The 20771-nt window shown below is 55.7% G+C and carries 14 protein-coding genes; 7 read left to right on the forward strand and 7 right to left on the reverse strand.

What is annotated here, in order from left to right; genetic code table 11:
* Nucleotides 1–186: 186 nt before the first annotated feature.
* From EJ361_RS21740 to EJ361_RS21765, 6 genes are all read right to left on the reverse strand, one after another.
* Complete coding sequence (locus EJ361_RS21740) at nt 187–2172, reverse strand: DUF4135 domain-containing protein (RefSeq protein ID WP_126248285.1); 1986 nt, start codon at nt 2170–2172, stop codon at nt 187–189.
* Between the two features lie 425 nt (nt 2173–2597).
* Nucleotides 2598–3173, reverse strand: a complete 576-nt coding sequence (locus tag EJ361_RS21745) for a hypothetical protein (protein ID WP_126248287.1) — start codon at nt 3171–3173, stop codon at nt 2598–2600.
* 135 nt (nt 3174–3308) lie between these two features.
* Nucleotides 3309–5096 carry an alpha-L-fucosidase gene (locus EJ361_RS21750; protein WP_164714358.1) on the reverse strand — a complete coding sequence of 596 codons (1788 nt, stop codon included), beginning with the start codon at nt 5094–5096 and terminating at the stop codon, nt 3309–3311.
* A gap of 49 nt (nt 5097–5145) precedes the next feature.
* Nucleotides 5146–6759, reverse strand: a complete 1614-nt coding sequence (locus tag EJ361_RS21755; protein ID WP_126248291.1) for a RagB/SusD family nutrient uptake outer membrane protein — start codon at nt 6757–6759, stop codon at nt 5146–5148.
* Nucleotides 6760–6776: 17 nt separating this feature from the next.
* Nucleotides 6777–9965, reverse strand: coding sequence for a TonB-dependent receptor (locus EJ361_RS21760; protein ID WP_126248293.1), 3189 nt, complete (start codon nt 9963–9965; stop codon nt 6777–6779).
* Nucleotides 9966–10183: 218 nt separating this feature from the next.
* Nucleotides 10184–11146 (reverse strand): FecR domain-containing protein, encoded by a 963-nt coding sequence (locus EJ361_RS21765; protein ID WP_126248295.1) that lies wholly within the window; start codon nt 11144–11146, stop codon nt 10184–10186.
* A gap of 112 nt (nt 11147–11258) precedes the next feature.
* Between EJ361_RS21765 and EJ361_RS21770 the strand changes: the two genes are divergently transcribed.
* Complete coding sequence (locus EJ361_RS21770) at nt 11259–11876, forward strand: RNA polymerase sigma factor (protein ID WP_126248298.1); 618 nt, start codon at nt 11259–11261, stop codon at nt 11874–11876.
* Between the two features lie 516 nt (nt 11877–12392).
* Here EJ361_RS21770 and EJ361_RS25690 read toward each other — a convergent pair.
* Nucleotides 12393–12533, reverse strand: coding sequence for a hypothetical protein (locus tag EJ361_RS25690; RefSeq protein WP_164714359.1), 141 nt, complete (start codon nt 12531–12533; stop codon nt 12393–12395).
* Nucleotides 12534–12542: 9 nt separating this feature from the next.
* Here EJ361_RS25690 and EJ361_RS21775 point away from each other — a divergent pair, with 9 nt between their 5' ends.
* The 6 genes from EJ361_RS21775 (at nt 12543) to EJ361_RS21805 (ending at nt 20767) form a co-directional block, all read left to right on the forward strand.
* Nucleotides 12543–13247 (forward strand): ABC transporter ATP-binding protein, encoded by a 705-nt coding sequence (locus tag EJ361_RS21775; protein ID WP_126248300.1) that lies wholly within the window; start codon nt 12543–12545, stop codon nt 13245–13247.
* Nucleotides 13248–13309: 62 nt separating this feature from the next.
* Nucleotides 13310–15802: a TonB-dependent receptor gene (locus EJ361_RS21780; protein WP_126248302.1), complete on the forward strand. Its 2493-nt coding sequence runs from the start codon at nt 13310–13312 to the stop codon at nt 15800–15802.
* A gap of 44 nt (nt 15803–15846) precedes the next feature.
* Entirely contained in the window at nt 15847–17283 is a 1437-nt protein-coding gene (locus tag EJ361_RS21785; protein ID WP_126248304.1) for an ABC transporter permease, read from the forward strand.
* Between the two features lie 3 nt (nt 17284–17286).
* The gene (locus EJ361_RS21790; RefSeq protein WP_126248306.1) at nt 17287–18636 is read left to right on the forward strand and encodes a DUF3526 domain-containing protein; all 1350 of its coding nucleotides are present in this window, start codon (nt 17287–17289) and stop codon (nt 18634–18636) included.
* A gap of 422 nt (nt 18637–19058) precedes the next feature.
* Nucleotides 19059–19631, forward strand: coding sequence for an RNA polymerase sigma-70 factor (locus EJ361_RS21800; RefSeq protein ID WP_164714360.1), 573 nt, complete (start codon nt 19059–19061; stop codon nt 19629–19631).
* 62 nt (nt 19632–19693) lie between these two features.
* Nucleotides 19694–20767: a FecR family protein gene (locus tag EJ361_RS21805; protein WP_126248311.1), complete on the forward strand. Its 1074-nt coding sequence runs from the start codon at nt 19694–19696 to the stop codon at nt 20765–20767.
* The last annotated feature ends 4 nt before the right edge of the window (nt 20768–20771 follow it).

Below are 20771 nucleotides of genomic sequence, written 5' to 3' on the forward strand. Positions count from 1 at the left end.
GACAAAAGTATTTTAGCAAAAATAAAAACTTAACAATTCAATTCGCACCTGATCATAGCTTTTTCCTACGGTGGAAAACAGCTTCCTGTTATGGTAGGCCATTACCTGCCATGGCCAGTTACGGCTGTTTTTGGTGTATGTTGCGGGATGACTAACTTGTTTGTGCATTCATTGGATGATGGGTAATCAATTGACGGGAATTACCTGTTGCGGATTCATGCCTGCTGCACCCAGTGCATTCGTGATGGTGGGTGTTAACAGCAGTGAGCGCGCCGGGTTGCCCGGCGGATTGGCCAGCGGAAACACCTGCCCCTGGTAAACGATGGTGGTAGTGGGAATGTTAGCCAGGAACGTAGCCCTTCCCAGCACCGGTGCCACCTGGAACTGAACGGTAGGCGGCGGCGGTGCGGCGTTGTTGATCGTTACCGTAGCGGGGATGGGTACCTGTGCGCCATTGGAGTCGATGATTTCCTGCATGCCGATCCGGTAATAATAAATCGGGATATCCACCTGCTGGAGGTCTGTCAGGCATTGTATGCCCGCCAATGATAGGAAGTCCGGATTCGCACCCGGAACATAATTGTTGGTTTTCGCGGTAAGCTCGGCCGTGATGAGCATTTGTAACGTATATGCATTGCCGGTTGCATTGACGGGGTTCAGGTAATACGGCGAAACGAAACTGTTTTTGAAAAAGGACGTTGGATAGGGGAGATAGCGCACCACCACGTTGTTCAACCGCGCAAACCAGCCGTTGAAAGCCAGGTTCTGTTCCGCGAACGCCAATACGGCCATCCCTTCTGCAAAGCCTGTCAACAGCGCCGGCTGGTCTATCATCACGTTTTGTTTGTTCCGCGTGCCAGACCATGTCCATAAACGGTTCTGGTAAAATACCGTTTCATATTCCTGGTCGAGGTAACAATTCGCACCGGCGGCGGTGGGCGCCGGGGTACTCCATCCGAAGTCCTGCGCATCGAGGTACAAGCCGTTGATACCGCCGGCAGCCAGGCCGAATACATTGGCGATGAGCACCGTCGACTCGATACTGTTCGACGCCTTCGCCAGGCATACTTCCATGTCTATCAGGTATGGCAGATACCCTTTTACCCGCACGTTTTCCAGGTGGAGGTCCTGTATGGAAAAGCTGCAAGCCAGTGCGGCCGTTGCGCCTTCCGTCCGGTAAAAAGCCTGCGTAATGGCTGCGGCGTTCTGGCTTTTGAAGATCATGTAATCGCTCTGCCCTAAGGGGAAGTAGCCGTTATACTGGATGGTAGTGCCGGAAAGATCGTTGTTGAGATATTCGAGGTATCCGTAAGCTGCGCGCACCGGCAGGGGCGGCCCGCCGACATGCGCCGATTGAAAATTGCGCGGCAGCATACCGTAAGTCGTTACCGGCAGCCCGGTAAACCCGGGATTGGCGAGCTTGTAGGCCGCCAGTTGCGTGTTGTATATTTCAAACAGGCTGGCGGTCATAAAGCCGGGCGAAATGGCATTGATCACCGCCGATTTGCCCGCCAGCAGGCAATCGGCTTCGATGTCGCTGGGTTTGTACACGATCCGTTTATCCGTGGTCATGGTAGAGTCACCGAAGGCTGCGGTCACATCCACCGTTAAGGTAAAAATCAGCACTTGCTTCCCTCCCTTGTGAAAATCCGAGCCGGTGGATTTAATGCGCGAAAGCCCCCAGACCACGTTGGTCGTGTTGGGAGACAGTTCATCGAAAAAAGTGCCCAGTGCATTCCTGTCGGCATACACGCGCTGGCAGGCCTGCTGGATATTGCCGGTGAAATGATTGTACAGCGATTGCAGCGCATTGGCCGATACGGTGTAAATACCCCGGAAGGTGTTCCGGGTCCCGGGATAGCCGGCATTCAGGATATTGTTATCGAAGTATTGCTGGTACGTTTCGTTGTTGGGAACATTGAGCAACAGTGCCGCATCCACCGCAGCGCCAATGTACAAGTCAAACATCGCCGCCATTTCATTCAGCAGGTTGGCGGATCTGACGGCCGTTCTCACGAAGTTGTAATTCGGCGCGCCGATATTGGCGGCCAGGGTAGTCTGGAAGAAAACTTGCGCCTGTTGCAGATAGTCGAGGTACAAAGACGCGCGGTTCACATCCGGCGGCGTTACACCCATAGTGCTGAGGATAGCTTCTAGTTGGGCTCTGTTCATTTAAAAACGGTTTTTAAAGCCATGTATGACACATTGTACGGGCGCATCCATTCCGGGCAATCGGTTCCAAAACCTGCATCCGTAAGGGAAATGCGGTTTTTACGCGATGCACGGCATAGCTACGTGATGGATCTTAACTACTGAAACGCTGACAGGAAGATGAATGATGAATTACGGGTTCAATACATTTTAGGAATGAACAATCAATGTTAGACGATTTGTCAAAATAGGGCAGTATGAAATTAGCACTAATTATTTTATTTAAGCAAAAGTTTTTTCTGCAGATGATGTGACGTTTTATGTCCGGTGCAACACAGCGGCTGGCGGAAATGCATGTTGGTGCGGGTTTTCGCATGAAATTGAAAAAGGTATCCCGTGCCACGGCAGGGGATACCTTTTCAACGCGTTGTCGATTTAATGGATGACTATTTCACTACATACAACATGTCTTCATAATCATGCGCGGCTACATACACGGGCACTTCGGCCCAGGGCGCCTTTCCTTTGGCGGCGGCCACGGTATGTTTGGCCAGTTCCTGCACCCGGAGGATGACGAGGTATTCATGCAGCTCGCAAGCCTGCCGCAACTGATCGTCGCGGTAGCCTTCCGTTTCCATATATTTTTTGTTGGCTTCCTGCAGGGGTTCGAAGCCCGTGATAGTAAGGGTTTTTTCGGATTCGCCGCTGAAATCCTGCAGCCAGTCGAGGTTGTCGCGGTTGGCGATGGATTCGTAAGCCAGCAGGTGCAGGAACCAACGGTCGTAATGCGTCGTAAAACTGTTCATTTCGAGGTAAAGCGCCTTGATCTCGAGTTCCGCTTCATCCGTCATGTACGTCCAGGAATGATTGAAATACGCCGTAAGCGGCGCCTGGAGGTGCAAGAGGTTTTTGCCGGTCACTTGCTGGAATCCGGACGCCGGCAGCTGGCCCAGCATCGTTTCCGCTTCCCGGATGGCCGTTTCGATTTGCCCCGACTGGATGAGTTCCTGTATTTGTTGCATGCTGCAAAGAAAGTACAATTCGCGTAAATGGCGAATTAATAGGCCTTCGCGCGTTGAAACCTGCTTCCGGAGCGGAAATAAAAAAGGGTAGCTGGCCAGTTGCAGCCAGCTGCCCTTCCTTTTTTGACGGGTTTGTTATTTCACGCGCACCAGCCGTACCTCCTGGAGGTTCATCACGCCCAGGCCGGGTTTGGTCAGCGGTTTGATCGTTATGGCGTTCACGCCCGAAGCGGGGAGGTTCACGGTGCCGAGGTCCCAGTCGCGGTAAGCGCTCCAGTTATTGTCGGTACTTTTCACCACACCGGTAAGGGTGGATTTACCCGCTGTCACCGCGATTTTCGATCCGGCGGACTCGTCCGTACAAGCCGCCCGGAATACCACTTTGTACTTTCCGGGTTGCTTCACGCGCAGGTTCCAGGTTGCCGTTCCTGTCAGGGCCGTCCAGCTGTAAATGACCGGTTTATCGCCCACCGAAAGCCCTACGCCGGGCGTGAGGATCGCATCCCCTGCGTGCAGGCGGTAGCCGCCGTCGGCATCCGGGAAAATCCCCATGGGAACCAGGGAGCTTCCTGTAACATCCAATTCTATCACCGTGGCGAGCTCGTTCCGGTTTGCATTGGCGAGATCGATGAAAATGCCCTGTTCGTTCACTTCCGTGCGCAGGGGCGAGCGTGCGGCGTCTGCCAGTACGAAGGCGCGCGGTGTGCTGCCTGCGTCCGGAGCGATGGGCACATGCAGCCGGTTGTTTTCCGGCCAATGGAAAATATGCAGGAAATATTTACCGGGCTTGGTGGTGATCCGCCCCCAGTTCACTTTGCCTACGGTGTTGGCGCGGGAACCATAGATCGCTTCACCGTTCATTTTCATCCAGCCGCCGATGCCCTGCATCAGTTCCACGCTTTTGCCGGGGATGGTCCCGTCGGCCATGGGCCCCACGTTCAGGAGGTAATTGCCGCCTTTGGATACGATGTCGACCAGGTTTTGCACCAGTTCCTTATCGGTATGCCAGCGTTGGTTGTTTTTGCTGTAGCCCCAGGTGCCGTTCATGGTCATGCACGATTCCCAGTCCATGTTTTTATAGCCCGTTTCGGGGATGAACTGCTCCGGCGTCACGAGGTCGCCGTTGGCGCGGGTATAATCGCTGTTGTCGTCGAAATGATACAGCCTGTTGTTCATGATGATGTTGGGGTGGTGCTTCTTGACCATGTCCACCAGCGCGTTGGCGCCCCATTTCTCTCCCTGGATCCCGGGCGAACTGTAATCCCACCACACCACGTCGATAGGCCCGTAGTTGGAGAAAATTTCCTCGGCCTGCTGATGCATGTAGGTCACATAGTTCGCGTTGTTGCGGGTATCGTTTTTTACGCCGCCGGGCGCCGGCAGGCCGTGTTCCACATATGCATCGGGATGGTGCCAGTCCAGCAGCGAAAAATACACGCCCACCCGCAACCCCTGTTCGTGCAGGGCGTTCACGATTTCCCGCATGAGATCGCGGCCGGTAACGTCTTTTCCGTCGAAGGTGGTGGTTTTGCTGTCGTGCAGTGCAAAGCCTTCGTGATGGCGGGTAGTGAAAATCACATACCGGCACCCGGCTTCTTTGGCCATTTTCGCCCATTCGCGCGCAAAACCGGGCTTCGGCCGGAACAGCGGGGTGAGCTGTTTTTCATAGACGGCTGCCGGAACGTTGGCCATGTTTTGTATCCATTCCACGCATCCTTCGTAATCTTTCCCGTTCCATTCACCGGCTGCGGCGCTGTAAAGTCCCCAGTGCACGAACATCCCGAAATGCGCGTCGCGGAACCAGCGCATACGCGCGTCCCGGACCGCTTCCGGCTCTGCCGCATTGGCTTTCAGCCCACCACCGGCCTGCGCGAGCGTTACATATCCGGAAAGCAGCATCCCGCCCAGCAGGTACGTCTTCAAAAAGTTTTTTCCCATCTTATTCGCTATGTAAGTCAAATTCATGTACTAATTACCAGTTCGGGTTCTGCTCCATGTTCGGGTTGGCGTTCAGTTCTACCAAAGGGATCGGCCAAACGTAATCCCTGGCCGGGTTGAACTTCCTTTGCTCGATGATGACGGCTTTGCCGGTGGCGGGGTCTATCGCGCCTTTGGCGGGCTCGTTCAGGAGGATTTCGGCGGTTTTCCAGCGGCGGATGTCGAACAGCCGCTGTCCTTCGAAAGCCAGTTCCACCTGCCTTTCCCGGCGCACCAGTTGCCGCAGGCTCGCCTGTGAATTATACCGGCTCACATCCACATCCGGCATACCCGCGCGTGCCCGGATCATGTTGAGATAGCGCAATACATCGGGGTTTTGCCAGTCGTTCATTTCCACGAGGCTTTCCACGTAACTGAGCAGCACTTCCGCATACCGGATGATCATGAAGTTGAGCGATCCTTCCCAGGGCGTTCCTGCATCTTGGGGGTCGAGGTATTTTTTGATCCAGAAACCGGTTTGGGTGGATTGGGTGAGGCCGATCTGATCGGGGCTGCCTACTTTAAAGGGTTCCAGTTTCCTGTTCACGAAAGTTTCTCCGGGCAGGAGCACGCTGGCGGCCAAACGGGGATCGCGGTTGTTTTTGAACGCCGGGTTGGCCTGGTAAATAGCGACGCTGTCTGGCCCCAGTTCGTCGATCGTTTTGCCCTGCAGCGTTTCGTAAGTGTTCACGATCGCGGCGGTGGGGCTGGTCGTGGCCTGTCCGCTAAGGCTTTTGGGCCCGAACCGGAAGAACGCTTCCTTTTGTCCCCGCACGCGGAAAAATATCCTTTCCTTATTGATCATTCCGCTATACGAAAAGAGGGAGGCATAGTTGCCGACAGCGGCGTCGCTGCTGTGGTACAGTTCGTACACGTTGAGGTCGATGACCTTTTTGGCCGCTTCCGCACATTTGGCGTAATCGCCGGCATTGAGGTACAGCAAGGTTTGCAGCGCATAGCAGGTGCCTTTGCTCATGCGGTAAGCATCGGCCTCCGGGTAGGTAGCGGGCAGGCCGGCCGCGGCGGTATCGAGCTCGGCCGCGATGAATGCGATCACTTCCTCGCGGGTGCTGCGTTTGGCGAACTGTTCGTTGGGCGTCAGCGAATGGTTTACGATCGGGACGGGGCCGTAGAGCAGGAACAGGTCGAGGTGGTACCAGGCGCGGAGGGCGCGGGCTTCGCATGCGTAGCGGTTTTTGCGGTTGGCATCTTCCACATAGGCGCGGCTGTAGTTTTCGAGGAAACGGCTGGCTTTGCGGATGAAGGAATAGCTGTTCTTGTAAATTTCATACACCGAATTGGTCTGGCTGGTGGCCAGGCCTACGGGATAGGTTTGCCAGTCGCCGTAGTTCCCGCGGAAAACCGCTTCGTCGGTAGTGCCGGCGAGGTGCATCCTGCAGTTCGACATATAGTCGTAATTGCCGAGGGAACCGGTGGGCAGGCCCGCGTAAATGCCGCCCAGTGCACTTTGCAGGTCGGTTTCCAGTTTCCACCATTTTTCATCGGTCGTGGCGGTTGGGTTATCGCGGACGAGGAAGTCCTTCTTGCAGGCGGCAAAGAAGGGAATGGAGAAAATGATCGATAACAGTATGATTGAATTCCTTTTCATGAATGATAGTTTGTGGATCAGAAAGTAACGTTCAGGCCGGCGGTGTACATTTTCATGACCGGGTAGGTAGACTGGTCGCCCTTGCTTTCGGGGTCGCCAACTTCCCTTTTGCTGAAAGTGAACGGGTTCTGGGTATTGACATAGATGCGCACACCCTTGATATGGACGGGCGCGGTTTTCGGCATGGGAATGTTGTACCCCAGCTGGATGTATTTCACGCGGGCGAAAGCACCGTTAACGGCCCAGAAATCGGAGAATTTCTCATTGGGGCCGGGAGAGGGCAACAGGCGCGGGAAGCGGGCGCCGGGGTTTTCGGGCGTCCAGTAATCCAGGTGCCAGGTCAGCGGCGTACCCCCTTCGCCGGCGGCGTTGAACGGAATCGCCATTCTGCCGTTGTAGAAGGAAACCACCTGGCCGATGCCGGTTACCATGGTCTCGAAATCGAACTGTTTCCATTTGAGGGAAAGGCTGGTGAACCAGTTGGTGTTAGGATCTGCATTGCCGAGTTTCACCTTGTCGTTGTCATTGATGACGCCGTTACCGTCGGTGTCGGCATACCGGATATCGCCCGGGGCCTGGCCCTGGATGATGGCTACGCCTTTTTCGATGTCGCCCTGCTGGAGGAGCCCCAGGCTTTTGAACCCGAAATATTCAGACAGGATGCCGCCCTTTTCGCGGATGATGTTGCCGTCGATCAGCGGCGTGGCCTGCGCCAGTTTCAACAGGGTGGATTGGTTACGCGAATACCCTACGTTGAAAGCGATATTGAGATCTTTGGTGATATCTGCGTTGTAAGACAGCTTTATTTCCCATCCCACGTTCTTCATGCTGCCAATGTTGACAGGCGCGCTGCTGATGGCGGAAGTGAGGCTGGGTTGGGGATAGAGGATGAGGTCGGTCGTTTTCTTGTTGTACCAGTCGAACGTGACGTCCAGCTTGTTTTTGAAGAAACTGATGTCTGTACCGATGTCCAGGATGCCGACTTTCTCCCAGGTGATGTCCGGGTTGCCGAAAGTGGTTTCGTTGCCGCTGCCGGCGTCGATGGTGGATTGGTATTTATAGGCGCCGATTTCGTGATTGCCCAGTTTGCCGTACGACGCGCGGATTTTGAACTGGTCGAGGAAGGTGAGGGATTGCATGAATTCCTCGTTGCCCACGTTCCATCCTGCGGCGATGGAGGGGAAATTGCCCCATTTTTTGCCCGGCGCGAAGAGCGAGGAGCCATCCCGCCTGATGCCCGCTTCCAGCAGGTATTTATCGTTAAAGCTGTAATACGCCTTCCCGAAAACGGAGGTGAGCGTTTTTTCCGTCCATGCGTCGGAATTGTTCATTTCCTTCGAATATCCGCCGATCACGTTCAGGCGGTGCTTCCCGAATGTTTTCGTGTAATCGAGGTTGCCGCCGGTGTAGTAATAGCTGGAGCGGTTGGTGGGGTAGGCGGATTTGATGTCGGTGAAATCGCGCCCTGTTTTCTGGTCGGTAAAATAATCGAAGAAGAGATAGGCGTCGCGGTTTTGCTTGTCGCCGCCGGAGGAAACGCGGTAGCTGAATTGTCCTTTCAGGAGCAATCCCGGCAGCAGTTCCCATTTGGGCCGGAGGTTGATGAGCACCTCGTCCCGGATCCGGTTGATGAGGCCGCCTCTTTCCGTATTGGCGACGGGGTTCCAGCTTTCGCCGTAAGTGCCGTAGTATGTGTATCCGGGCCTTTCCGGTTTGTCGGGGAATTTGGACGCCAGGTTCGGGGGCGCCGTGTACACCCAGCTCAAAATGCCGCCGGTGCCGCGCCCCAGTGCGTAGGGTTCCTTCTGCTCGTCGCGCGAGGCGAAGAGGTCCATGAACACCACGATGTTCTTGCTGAGATCTACGCTGGTATTGGCCCTTACGCTTCCCCGGTTGAACGCTGAGTTGCTCACCATGCCCTGCTGGCTGAGATAGTTGGCCGTGAGCGCGAATCGTGCGGCGCTGCTGCCGCCCGATACGGAAATGGAATGTTGCTGGATGGAAGACTTCGGCCGAACGACCTCATCACGCCAATGCGTGTCCGGGTAGCGAACGGGGTCCGATTTGCCGGCCGTTTGCCGGATGGCGTCATCGGAATACAGGGGATCACCGCCGTTGTTTTTCAGGGCTTCGTTGGTCATGCGCATGTAAGTGGCCGCATCCACGAAATCCGGGGTGAAGGTAGGCGTCTGGAAGCCTGCGTACCCGTTGTACTGGAGGTTGACCACGCCGGGCACGCCTCTTTTGGTGGTGATGAGGATCACGCCGTTGCCCGCCCTGGCGCCATAAACGGATGCTGCGGCGGCATCCTTGAGCACGGAAATGCTTTCGATGGTATTGGGATCGAGCTTGTTCATGTCGAACGGAACGCCGTCTACCAGCACCAGCGGGTCGGAGCTGAGGAACGTGCCAACGCCGCGTATCTTGATGGCGGCCGCATCGCCGCCGGGCAGGCCGGAGCCCTGGGAAACGTTGATGCCGGTAACGCCGCCCTGCAGGGCCTGCGACAGCTGGGTGATGGGTTTGTTATTCAGGTTGGCCAGGTTAACCGTGCCTACGGAGCTGGCCATGTGTTTTACTTTTTGTTCCGTGAACCCCGTTACCACGAGTTCGTTGAGGCTGCTCACGTTTTCCGCGAGGGAGATGATGAGGTTTCGCTGGCCGGCGGTTACGGTGTGTTCCCTGGGTTTGTAACCGATCATGGAGAAAACGAGCACTTCATTGGCGCTGGCCTTGATCTCGAAATAACCGTCCGGGTCGGCGATCATGCCTCGGGGCGTTCCTTTTACGGAAACCGTAGCGCCGGGGATGGGTTGCGGAGGCTCGGCCTGGTCGAGGATGCGGCCCCTGACCAGCACGGAATCCGCGGTGGCTTTTACCGGTTGTGCGCTGGGGAAAATCAGGATGTTGTTCCCTTTTTCCTTCCAGGCGTAGCGGCGCTGGAGCAGCAGGGCGTTCAGTACATCTTCCAGCGGTGTGTCGTGGAAGGAGGCGGTCACCAGCTGGTCGCCGTTCACCTGCGTGGCGTTGTAGGCGAAGCGAAGCGGGGTCGCTTTTTCTATCCGGCGCAATACCTGCAGCAGGGGCTCGTTCCCGGCTTTAAGCGTGAGCTTGATTTCTTTCAGCCGCTGGGCGGAAACATTTTCCGCTTTTAACGTGGAAAATGTGGCGGCGAATAGCGCGATGAGTAAAGTGGAGATCCGCATGAACGCTAAAAGGTTTTGGTTGACAGCACAGCGCAGCGGTGCCCGAGGCACAAAAGCTGCCCGTGCCATTTCATTTCCATGAAATTGCATAGATTTGTAAGGGTTTGTTTGTTACGCAAATAGAACTCGAATTCCGGCCGCCCTGTCTGACCACAGGGCGGCTTTCCGTTCCGTTTAATTTTTTCTCCTGTCGTGAATGTTGCTGGTGCCAGCGGTCGTTAATCCCGGCTGAGCGTGATCTGTTTTTGTTGTTTGTTTACGTGGTAACGAATATTGTTCACATCACATATAATACTGAGTAGTTCTTCCAGCGGCGCGCTCCTGTTGAAGCTGCCGGTAAATTGTTGCTGCAGGATGTTGTGGTCGGTCGTCCGGATCGTATATCCGTACCATTGTTCGAAGATGGCCATGATTTCCGCCAGCGATTGTTTGTCGAACTGTAATTCCCCGTTCTCCAGCTCCGCCAGTTGCAGGGGGCTTAATTTGAACTGCGACGCGCTGCCATTCGCCGAAAGGAGCCTGTCGCCCGCAGTGAGGGTGCCCAGTACCCGGCGGTTGCTGCTCACGCTTACTTTCCCTTCCAGCACCGTTACCGTCAAACTATCCGTTCCCGGAACCGTTGCGATGTAAAAAACGGTGCCCAGCACCTGGGTGGCCACATTCCCGGTAATTACGACAAACGGCACGCTGGCGGCAGCTACGTCGAAACTGGCGTTCCCTTCCAGCGAAACTTCCCGTTGCTTACCGGAAAATTTTTTCTCGAAACGGATGCTACTGCCCGGTTGCAGGCTTACCACGGAGCCGTCTGGCAACGCAGCCGTTCGGGGCTTGCCGATCGCCGCCCATACTTCCATTTCCTTCGGCCGTGGCCGCAGATAGAAAAACGCCGCGGCGCTGCCGACGAGCATCAGCACGGCCGCCGCCCATTTCCACCAGGGGCGGATGCGCGGGGTGAACACCTGCTCGTGCAGGCTGTCCAGCTGCCGGATGCCGGCGATGCGCTCACCGATCGACTGCTTCAGTTCCTGCCGGACCTGTGCGGCTTCTTCCGTTTGTGCTTCCAGCCAGTTCTCCGTTTGGTCGAAAGATGCGTACCAGTTTTCGACCCATCGCTGTTCGGCCGGTGTGGCTTCTCCGTTCAGGTATTTTTCGATCAGGATCAATAAATGATCATTATCCATGTAGGCGCTTTCTATACTTAACGATCCACACGGTACTTACCGCCACTCAAAAATCGGATAGTCAATATTCATTCATTTTAAGGGAAAATAATATTACCGGCCCGCGCTGAATATGGTTACGTTTGCAGGAGACATACGCTTCATTATCAACCATACACCAACATATAACGAGGAAGAGCTTTTCCGCATGCTACTGGCGGGAAAGGAAGAAGCGTTCGGCGCCATTTACGACCGGTATGCGCTGCCATTGCTCAACGCGGCCTACAAGCGGCTTCAATCGGAAGAAGAAGCGAAGGAGGTAGTGCAGGAAGTTTTCATCAGTTTATTTCTGAAAAAAGATGCGATCAGGCATGCGGGCAATTTATCAGGCTATCTGTTTACCGCGCTGCGCAACAAGGTGCTCGACATCATCAGGACCGACCTGCTGCACGCGTCTCACCACCGGCAAATGCGGTTATTGCAAACGCCCCACACGGAAATCGATCATCAGCTCGAGCAGAAGGAACTGGAAATAAGTATCCGGAAAGCGATCGCGCAATTGCCCGATAAATGCCGGGAAGCGTTTCTGCTGAGCAGGTATGAGGGGTTGTCGTATAAAGAGATCGCCGGGATATTGAAAGTGTCTGTGAACACGGTGGAAAAGCACGTGGGCAAGGCGCTCCGGCTGCTGCGGTTGCAGTTGAACGATACGGGGCTGCTGTTGCTGTTGATGTGGCTGTACCCCTTCTGATACCGTTCAGGAAGTATCTACCATCGAATGCCCTTTTTTCCGATGGCACATCACTACGTGGGACTTGCAATACAATTCAGACATCGAGCAGGCGTTGTCATTGCCGGATTGATGTTTTCCCCGGCTGGAAATGATAAGGCGGCAATAGCAAATCTCCAAATCTTGAAAATGCAATATTGTTGCAAAAGTTGCGATGGATGGCTATATTTGCAACTTTGTTACATTTTCAGTGCGTGCCGACATTCACATAAAACGGACACTTGCGGTCATCCTGCTCGCGTTATACGGGTTTATCATCACCCCCGTAATCGTATGGCATTCCCATGCCTGCGGTAACGTTTGTGAAGACGCCAGGCGGCAACCTCCTGCCGGGAGCGGCTTCGGCAAGGCCGGGCACGTCTGCTCCATCTGCGACCACGCCTATGCACCCTATATTTACATCGACGAACCGGGATTTCATGGTCCCGCGGCCAGTTACCCGGTAGTGGGGGATGCTCCCGTTTCCACATTTACTAGTCAACCCCGGCCCCGCTGCAGCAGCAGGGGTTCTCCCATGGCGGGGTAGCTTCCCTTTTCCACCTGATTGCCGTTCATAGCGGTAAGACATGCTTTTTCCGGCGGACGGCCTTCGTCCGGCGCGCTCACCTGTAAAGTCAAACCTGAAATATGCCAGTCGTTTTAGAAGCGGTGAACCTGACGAGGATTTACCAGCAGTATACTGCCCTGCAAAAATTATCCCTGAGCATCCATGCCGGGGAAATCTTCTGCCTGCTAGGGCAGAACGGCGCGGGGAAAACCACCACCATCAACTTATTCCTCGGTTTCCTGGAAGCCAGCGGCGGAAAAGCCCTGATCAAAGGCGTGGAAGTAAAACCCGGCAATGCCGAAACGCAGCGGATGGTGGCCTACATACCCGAAGTCGTGCAATTGTACGGCAATCTCAGCGGGATCGAGAACCTCGATTTTTTCAGTCGGCTCGCGGGCTTCAGCTATTCCGCGGCGGAACTCCAGGCTTTCCTGTCCAAAGCAGGGCTGCAGGCCGACGCGCATCATAAGCGCCTATCGTTCTACAGCAAAGGGATGCGGCAGAAAGTCGGCATTGCGATCGCGATCGCCAAAAACGCCGACGTCATTTTCATGGACGAGCCTACCAGCGGCCTCGATCCTCATGCCACGGCGGAGTTTACGGCCGTCTGCAAAGAACTGGCGGCCGACGGCAAAACCATTTTTATGGCCACGCACGACATTTTCAATGCCGTAAACGTCGGTTCCCGCATCGGTATCATGAAACAGGGAAGCCTCGTTCATGTGGCGGAAACTGCGGGCATCACGGCCAACGAATTGCAACAACTTTATCTGGAAACCATCTGAGCCTCTACTATGCCAATGCCCGTTCCGCTTCGATGCCGCGCGGGCGTTATCAAAATATTACCATGAAATCAATCTTTTTCCTGATTATCGCCTTATTGCCTGCTACCTATGGGTATGGCCAACATACTTTGAAGGGCCGGATCAGTGACGAAAACAACCAGCCCGTGCCGGGCGCATCGGTCGTTGTCCGGCAAAAACCGCGGTTACAATCGGCCATCACGGATAGCGCCGGCCGGTACACCTTCGCTAACCTGGCGCCTGGCCACGCCGATATCACCGTTTCCGCAGTTGGCCACCAAACCGTTCATGAATCGTTGCCCGTCTCCGGCGATAGGGAATTCAATGCCAGTCTCATTTCACGCTCCGCGCAGTTGCAGGCGGTGGAAGTGTTGGGCCGGTCTGCCAAAATGTACAACAGCGATTACAGCTTCAGCGCTACCCGCACTGCTATTCTGAATAAGGAACTGCCGCAATCCATCGGTACGGTTACAAAGGAACTGATCAAAGACCGGCAGTCGTTCCAGCTCGCCGATGCCGTGAAGGTGATTCCGGGCGTAGTCCCTGCCAGTTTTTACAACCAGTATACCATCCGCGGGATCAGTCAGAACGAGGAAGGACAGATACTCAACGGCATGCGTACCCGCCAGTATTATTTTCTGCAGCCCCTTACCGCCAACATCGAAAGGGTGGAGGTGATAAAAGGCCCTGCCAGTGCCACCTTCGCCAGTGTGGACCCGGGCGGCAGCATCAATATGGTGACCAAAAAGCCGCTGCCTTTCCACCGGCGCGAAATCTCCTTCAGCGCCGGCAGTTTCAGTACGATCCGGGGTTCGCTGGACTTTACGGGGCCGCTTAACAAAGATAAGACGCTGTTGTACCGCCTCAACGGCGCCGTTCAGCGCGCACAAAGCTACCGCGACCTTGTCCGCAACAACGCCCTGCTCATCTCCCCTTCGGTTTCCTACATCCCGAACGATAAAACGGCCGTCAACGTGGAAGTCATCTACAGCGATATGGACGGCAACCTGGACCGTGGTCAGCCCATTTTCGGAGCGGTAGCGGGCAAGACGGACCTGCATAGCACCCCCGTCAGCCTGAACCTGGGCGCACCCAACGATTTTTTCCGGTCGAAGGAGTTCATCATCACCACCAGCCTTTCCCATAAATTCAGCGAGGCCATCAGTTTTAACGCTGCGTATATGAAGCAGACCTGGTCGGAAGACCTCCAGGAACACCGTACCAATAACGCGTTTGCCGTGGATATCGATAACCGGCCGGTGACATCGCTGGTGGGCATGCAGTTGGTGCAGCGGCAACAGACCTGGAATACCGATAACGTAAACGCGTACTTCAATTTCCGTTTTAACACCGGCGGGGCGAAACATGAGTTGCTGGCCGGGTACGACCTGAGCAGCTGGCGCAAAATGAAAGGCGGCGGACAGAACGCTGCGCGGGGCTTCCTGCTGAAAAGCGGTGCGGTGGCGGGATCCTTTGTTCCTGCGAACGCAGCAGATTACCAGACGGTGACATACAACGGTAAAACCTTGCCCCGCCCCAATGTCCCCCATTTCGATCTGAACGATCCCGCCTATACGATCCGCAACGCCAGCGATTACAACATCAATTCCCGGATATCCATTCCCGCCGCGATCACTACCACCAATGCGGTGTATGTGCAGGAACAGTTGCGCTGGAACGGGTTCATCCTGTTGCTGGGCCTGCGGCAGGAGTGGTTCGAAGACGTAACTAATTACAAGGCGCCCCGGGAGCTATCGTTCACTAACAGCAAACTCCTGCCCCGTGTGGGCCTCACTTACGCGCTCACGAAACAGGTGAACGTGTACGGCACCTACCTCGAGGGATATCAGCCGCAGAGCAACACCGTGACGCTCATGCCGAATACCGGCGGTTATTTCTGGACGGACCAGTCGGCCTCCCGGTTCAAACCGCTGATCAGCGATCTGAAGGAATTCGGTGCCAAGGCGGAGCTCTGGAATGGGAAACTGCACGTCAATGCAGCGGTGTACGAGATCAGGCAGCAAAACCTGTTGATGAACGCCAACCTGCCGGCCTGGCCGGATTCCATGATCACCCGGGGCGCGGAACGGAGCCGCGGCTTCGAGATCGACGTTACCGGCCATCTTTTGCCCAACTGGCAGGTATACGCTTCATATAGTTATACCGACGCGAGGATCGTGGAAGACAATGATCCCGCGCTCAAAGGCGCGCGCAAGCAGAATACGCCATTCAACAGCGCCAATCTTTGGACGCGGTACAATTTTAAGTCGAAAGGCCTGCTGAAAGACGTGGGTATCGGTGCCGGGGTGCAGCATAACGGCGACCGGCTGCCATGGTTCACCCGTGCGTTCCGCACACCTGCCTACACGCTGGTCGACCTCGCGCTGTATTACGCGCCGGGCAGCGGCAACATGCAGATCTCGATAAACGTGAACAATGTGTTGAACACGACCTACTGGATCGGCGCGCAAAGCTACCAGCGCCTGTTCCCCGGCGCTCCGCGCAGCGCGATGCTAACAGGCACATATTCATTCTAACAGTTGCCGGTCTGGAACGGCCGGTAGCGAAAACCAGGGATTACATGAAACAAATCCGCATTATAGCCGGTCTTTTTTTGAAAGTCGTTTTCCGGAACAGGGCGCTGGCCGCCATTTACGCTATCTGGCTGCTGCTGGTTGCTTTTGCGGCGGCAACGGGCTGGAAGACCTATGCCGGTCAGCAGGGAATTCGGACGCAGATGCAGCAGGCCGCGCGCCAGAGTTGGGAAGCCAATCCCGACAAGCATCCGCACCGCATGGCGCACTTCGGGACGTTCGCTTTCCGGCAGAAGCATCCGCTGAGCATGTTCGATTACGGCATGGAGTCGTTTACCGGCAACGCCGTGTTCCTTGAAGCGCATAAACAGAATACCGTCAATTTCAGCGAAGCCGGCTTCAGCACCGGGTTGTTGCGTTTCGGCGAAATCAGCCTGGCCATGCTGGTGATCGTATTGTTGCCGCTGATCTTATTCTTTCTCGGTTTCGATGCGGTGGCGCGGCAAAAGGAGAACGGTACCCTTAAAATTCTGCTCATACAGGGAGCGGGCTTTACGCCGGTGATTTGGGGCAACTGTCTCGGGATGTTTGTGCTGGCCATCGGCTTTTTGTTGCCGGTGGTGATTGCCGTGGCGGTGCTCCTGGGCATGCAGGATGCGCCCATGGCCGGAGGGTTGTTGCGCGGCAGCCTGCTGTTGGCGATATGCCTGGCTTATTTGTGGCTTGCCGGCGTTGTGGCGATATGCGTTTCCGCCCGCAGCGATTCGGGGCGTACCGCTTTGCTGAAGTTGCTGGGGCTGTGGCTGTTCATGACCATCGTGCTGCCCAAGACCCTGCAGTCGGCCGGCAGCGCCCTGTTCCCCGCCCCGGGGAAGATCGCTTTCGACACGGCGGTGGAAAAAGATGTGCTGGCGATCGGCGACAGCCATAATCCCAACGATCCCCATTTCAAGCATATGAAAGATTCGGTATTGAAGGCCAATGGTGTAGACTCGGTACAGCAACTGCCGTTCAACTACGGCGGCTTCGTGATGCGGGAAGGGGAGCGGATGAGCGCCGAAGTGTATAACGCGCACCTGCAGGGATTATACGATATCTATGGCCGGCAGAACGCCGTCAGCGCCTGGGCGGCGTTCGCCGATCCCGTTATCGGCATCAGGAACCTGAGCATGGCGCTCAGCGGTACCGATTTCGGCGCATACCGCAAGTTCCAGGACGATGCGGAAGCGTACCGCTATCAATTGGCGCAAACGATGAACGAGCTTCAGATCGAATACATCCCCAATGCGCAACCTGCCAAAAACGAAAAGCCCCACCAGATCGGCCGGGAACATTGGGCGGAGTTCGGTGATTTTCAGCATGAATTTCAACCCGTCCCCACCGTGCTCGGCCAGGAGCTGCCCGCCATCGTGGCTGTCCTGACCTGGTTCGGACTTTCGTTCGTCCTGATATTCTTCACCTCCAGAAAAGCGAAAGCGCTGTAACTTATGTACCGTTTGGCATTCAAGCATTTCATCCGCAGCAGGGCCGTCTATATCGCCCTGGTATTGTTCCTGGCCACCGGCATTGTCAGCATCCTGATCGGCCGCTCGTTCCAGGAAAAACAGCAGGCTTCCGCAGATGCGGTAACCCGGTTGCAAAAAGAACAGATCGAAAGGAACGTGACTTACGTCAACGACCAGTTTGGCCTGCTGACGTATTACCTGCGTTTCGCGTTCATCGATAAGCCCGATCCGGTGGCGGCGCTCGCCATCGGCCAGCGCGACTTCAACGCGTCGATCCAGTACCTCACCATCCGCGGGCTGGAAGGACAGCGCTACGATACCGGGTTGTATAACCCTTACAACCAGCTCGCGGGCAATCTCGACCTCAGCTTCCTGATCCTGTTCCTCTTTCCGCTGCTGATCATCGCTTTTTGCTTCAACGCGCTGTCGCAGGAAAAGGAGCAAGGCACCTGGCCGATGGTAAAGGTGCAATCGCCCTGGCCGCTCACGTTCATTTTGCAGAAGTTGAGCATCCGCCTCGTGGTGGTACTGGCGTTGCTGTTCGTATTATTGATACTGGCCGCCTTCATTGCGGGGATCCCGGTAAACGAGCGCCTGCTCGCATTTACCGCCATCTCGGTATTGTATATCCTTTTCTGGTTCGCGGTTTGCTTCGTGGTAATCGCACTGCGTAAAAGCAGTAGTGTGAATGCGCTGGTGTTGCTGGGGGCCTGGGTGTCGATCTGCCTGCTGGTACCGGCCGCCATCAATAATTACCTCACGGCACGCTATCCCGTAAAGGAAGCATTCAGCACCTTCCTCAAACAGCGCGACGGGTATCATAATAAATGGGATCAACCCGCCGACTCCACGATGAACGCCTTCTTCCGCCATTATCCGCAATTCAGGGAGTATCGGTGGAAAAGCGAAAAGTTTAATTACATGTGGTATTACGCGATGCAGCAGGCAGGCGACGACGAGGCCGCGGCAGGCAGTAGCGCGATGTTCGAAAAACTACGCCTCCGGCAGGCTTCCGCTTCCGTAGCTGCGTTTTTCTTTCCGCCCATGCATGCGCAGTTGCAGTTTACCGATGTTGCGGGCACGGGTTTGTCGCAGCATTTACAATTCCTGGACAGCACGGCGGTGTTCCACGAAGACAAAAAGCTGCATTTCTACCCGAAGATTTTCGGCGACAGTGCGGTGGCGGGGGAAGATTGGGCGAAACATGTACCTGCATATTTCCGGCCGGAAAACCCCGTTCGCTGGGCGGCTTTGGTGACGCCGTTCGTGTTGTACATTATCGTGCTGGCTGCGGCCGGCGTGTTCCTGTTCAACAGGAAACCGGCGAACTGATCCGGGATGTAACCGCTTAACCTTTTGACCGATCATGGAATTTTGGCCGATTTGCCTGGTGTTGCTGGCGCCGATATGTACGGCCGCCCAGCATCGGACGCGCTATGGCAAGGTGACGGATACCGCAGGCGGGGCCTTGCCCCATGCGGTGGTTACCGTTAAGCCGTTGCAGGCCGGAGGTTTGTCTGGCACGCGCGCAGATAGCGCGGGAGCGTACCGCGTACCCGGACTTTCTACAGGTTTTCCCGGGGCAGATCAGGAAATGACGGGATGCATCCGTACACGGTAAGAGTATCGTAATACTAGGGTCTTGTTCACCCGGAAACTTTCTGAAAAAGTAAGTAAAAATGTCGCGCTGGTGCTTATATTGTGCATGTGGATGGGGGGCAACCGTGGACGTGAACAATTATTTATCCGAGATTATGGTGCATTTGTTAAGACGGATACAGGAGGAAGACGACCAGGCGGCGTTCAGGGAATTGTACCAGTCCCTCGCACCGCAACTCCTCAAATTCGCCTACCTGTATATCAAAAGCAAGTTCATTGCGGAGGAAGTGGTGAACGATGTGTTCCTGCGCCTCTGGCACAGGCGGCAGCACCTCGACGAGATTTCCGATCTCAAGGTATACCTGTACGTAGGTATCCGGAACGGCATTTCCAATTACTTCACCCGCAACAGGGAATGGGAGCATGTAGACATCGATACCGTGTCGGACGTCGCCCTGGAACTCGCCATCGATCCGGAGCAGCAGATGATTTCCTCCGAATTGCGGGCCCGGATCGAAACCGCGGTGGCAGGCCTGCCGCCCCGGTGCCGCGTTATTTTCAAACTGATCCGGGAAGACGGGCTGAAGTACCGGGAAGTAGCGGAAATCCTCAATCTTTCCGTGAAAACGATCGAAAACCAGGTCACCATCGCTATCCGGAAAATCGGGGACGAAATATACCTGCGCACGGGCGAAGGCCGGCCGGCGGAGCGTACTTCCAATATTTAAACGCCTTTTTGGGGGTAAAGGCAAAAAAATGTGTCTAAACGACAGCAGAACTTAATTTTGAAATGACAGCAGAGCAACAGCGGATCGATATATTATTGGCAAGGCATATGGCAGGCGAGATCACGCCGGCCGAGCGGGAGGAGCTGCAGCAGTTGCTGAAGGGCCACGCCGACGCGGCTTTTATGATGGAAGTGCTGAACGCTGTACAAACCGTAACGCCGGGCCGCGATCCCGAACTGGCCGATCCCGGTAAGTGGGCGGAAAGAAGCTGGTCTTCGCTGGAAGCCGCCATGAACGCACCCGCAGCGCCGGCCGCCCCGAAGGAAGCCGCGCCCGTTGCCAAGGTCCGCCGTTGGCGGCCATGGTATTACGCCGCCGCCGCGGCTATCGCCGTTGCGGTGGCCATTCCTTTCCTCTTCGGGGATAAAGCGGACGTTCAACAGGAAGCGCAGCGTAACATCGTTATCGCGAAAGGGGAGCGCTCCAGCCTCGGCCTGCCCGATGGCACCAAAGTATGGGTGAACGGCGGCAGCAAACTGTCGTACGGGGAGGCGTTCGGCCACAGCAACAGGGAAGTGTACCTGGAAGGGGAAGCCTGCTTCGAGGTGGCGCCCGATGAAAAACGGCCTTTTGTGGTCCGCACGGGGAACATGGACGTCCTTGTACTCGGGACCCGCTTCAACGTAAAAGCTTACCCGGAAGACGGGCAGGCGCAAGCCGTGTTGTTGAGCGGCAAAGTGAAATTAACGCTCCGCAATACCGCCGGCGGCCAGGAAAAAGACCTGCTGATCGCACCGGGCCAGAAAGTGACGCTCGGCACGGTGGCCGGGGAAGGGGTGGCCGATAGCGAATTGCAGCTCCCCTTGGAAGTAGGGGCCGTGAACCCGGCCGATTGCGACGAAATTGCCTGGATAAACGACCGGCTCGTGTTCCGGGACGTTCCGTTCCGATCGCTCGCCCGGGATATGGAACGCTGGTATAACGTGAAGATTCACCTCGAAGACGCCGCGCTGGGAAAAGAACTGTTCAGCGGCGTATTCGACAAACAGGATATCAACGAAGCATTAAAGGCGCTGCAGATCGCAACTCCTTTCACCTATACCCGGAATGGGGCGGATGTGTATATCCGCAGGTAGTTCA

The sequence above is a fragment of the Chitinophaga rhizosphaerae genome, assembly GCF_003958645.1.
Taxonomy (GTDB): domain Bacteria; phylum Bacteroidota; class Bacteroidia; order Chitinophagales; family Chitinophagaceae; genus Chitinophaga; species Chitinophaga rhizosphaerae.